Source organism: Frateuria sp. (genome assembly GCF_013362045.1).
Lineage (GTDB): Bacteria > Pseudomonadota > Gammaproteobacteria > Xanthomonadales > Rhodanobacteraceae > Frateuria_A.
In genome coordinates this window covers 1-2,313 of the sequence record NZ_JABFWW010000073.1, presented here as the reverse complement: position 1 = coordinate 2,313, position 2,313 = coordinate 1, and the positions used below count along the sequence as shown (strand labels likewise).

2 protein-coding genes are annotated in these 2,313 nt (G+C 70.8%); both read right to left on the bottom strand.

Annotation, left to right across the window (positions count from 1 at the left end):
* A partial coding sequence (gene tldD, locus HOQ08_RS03595) for a metalloprotease TldD (protein WP_291191737.1) occupies window positions 1–1,283 on the bottom strand: 1,283 nt, incomplete at its 3' end.
* A 94-nt stretch (window positions 1,284–1,377) separates the two neighbouring features.
* Window positions 1,378–2,313: AsmA-like C-terminal region-containing protein (locus HOQ08_RS03590; RefSeq protein WP_291191734.1), on the bottom strand; the 936-nt coding region annotated here is incomplete at its 5' end.

Here is a 2,313-nt window from a genome sequence, read left to right as displayed (position 1 = left end):
CCGGAGCCGATCAGCGTGGCGCCCTTGACCGGCGCGGTGACCTTGCCGTCCTCGATGAGATAGGCCTCGCTCGCGGAGAACACGAACTTGCCGCTGGTGATGTCGACCTGGCCGCCGCCGAAGTTCACCGCGTAGAGCCCGCGCTTGACCGAGCGGATGATCTCGGCCGGATCGTGCGCGCCGGCGCGCATGTAGGTATTGGTCATGCGCGGCATCGGCAGCTGCGCGAAGGACTCGCGCCGGCCGTTGCCGGTCGGCTTCATGCCCATCAGGCGCGCGTTCAACTTGTCCTGCATGTAGCCCACGAGGATGCCGTCCTCGATCAGCGTGGTGCACTCGGTGGGCGTGCCTTCGTCATCGACGCTGAGCGAGCCGCGGCGGTTGGGCAGCGTGCCGTCGTCGACCACGGTGACGCCGGGCGCCGCCACGCGCTGCCCTAGGCGGCCGGCGAAGGCCGAGCTGCCCTTGCGGTTGAAGTCGCCCTCCAGGCCGTGGCCGATGGCCTCGTGCAGCAGCACCCCGGGCCAGCCGGGGCCGAGCACCACGGTCATCTGCCCGGCCGGCGCGTCCACCGAATCGAGGTTGACCAGCGCCTGGCGCACCGCCTCGTCGGCGAAGGCCAGCGCACGCCCGTTCTCGATCAGCTCGCGGTAACCGTAGCGGCCGCCGCCGCCGGAACTGCCCTGTTCGCGTCGGCCGTTGGCCTCGGCGATCACCTGCACGTTCAGGCGCACCAGCGGGCGCACGTCCGCCGCCAGCGTGCCGTCGGCCCCGGCGACGAGCACGGTGTCCATGGTTGCGGCCAGGCTCACGATCACCTGCCTGACGCGCGGGTCGCGCGAGCGCGCGTAGGCATCGACCTCGCGCAGCAACGCGATCTTGTCCGCGTTCGGCAGGCTCTCGACTGGATCGAGCGCGGGATAAAGCTGCCGTGCACCGTTGAGCGCCAGCGGCTTGCCGGCGCCGCGGCCGTCCTGGGCGATCGCGCGCGCGGCCCTGGAGGCTTCCAGCAGTTGCGGCAGCACGATCTCGTCGGAGTAGGCGAAACCGGTCTTCTCGCCGCTGATCGCGCGCACGCCCACGCCCTGCTCGATCGAATGGCTGCCGTCCTTGACGATGCCTTCCTCCAGCAGCCACGACTCGCTGCGCGAGTGCTGGAAGTAGAGGTCGGCCGCGTCGATCGACGGACCCATCAGCTGGCTGAAGACGCGCTCCAGGTCGGCGGTGGACAGGCCGCCGGGGGCCAGCAGCTTGTTCTGGACGTGGGCGATCAGTGAATCCATGGAGCCGGCGACCTCGGGCGGAAAGGGGTGACTATCCCACATGGGGTCGGGCGGGGCCTTTAAAAGCGCGTCGAGCAAACTCCGCGCCGCCGGCTCAATGGGCGGCACTCGATGCGGGCGCCGGTGCCGAGCTGGCCGGCGCCGGTTGCGCCTCGTGCTTCTCGAGCAGCGTGAATACCGGCTTCTCCCAGCTGCCGCTGACGCGGTAGCGCGCGCTGGCTGCCTTGTTGAGGCCCCTGCCGAGCAGCCCCTGCACGGCGAAACCGGCGGCGGCGCCGACCGGCCCGGCGACCACCGCGCCGACCACCGGCAGGCTGTTGCCGATGTGCGGCACCACGTACACCTGCTGGTCGTAGTCGCGCGCGCGCAGGCCGGTGCGCCCGCGGATGTCGATGTCGGCGGCGGGACCGCGGATCCTCAGATTGTCGGTGGTGGCATTGCCGCCGGCGAAGTGGAAATCGCCCTTGATCGAATCGAACGCCAACCCCTTGCCGAACACGTCGCCGAAATCGAGCGTGAGCCGGCGCGGCAGTTCGGCCACGGAGACCAGCCCGAACAACCGTCCCACCCCGGGCCCCACCTCGGGAATGCGCCCGTGGCTGACGTCGACGCCGAGGTTGCCGTCCATCGCCGCAAGGGCGAGCGAACTGGGCGCGCCCGGCCAGGTGGCGTCCAGCAGGGCATGCGTCTTGCCGCCATTGAACAGGCCTTGGTAGCCGAACGCATTGAGCATGCTGCCCAGGTCCTGCGCGGAGAAATCGATGCGCATGCGGGTGTGGCTGTCCTGCGCATTGCCGTTCCAGTCGCCGCTGGCGTTGAGCTGCACGCTGCGTGAGAGCGAGCGCAACTGGTCGATGCGCATGCCCTGCGCGGTCGGCCAGGTCTCCAGCCGTGCCTCGCCCAGCTTCGCGGTACCCAGGCGCAGGTCGCCGACCCACAGGTGCAGCGGCGGCAGCGCGGCCGGGTCGATGCCGGTGGCCGCCGGATTGGCCGCGGCGGCAGCCGCTGCCGCCGGCGCCTGTGCGGATGC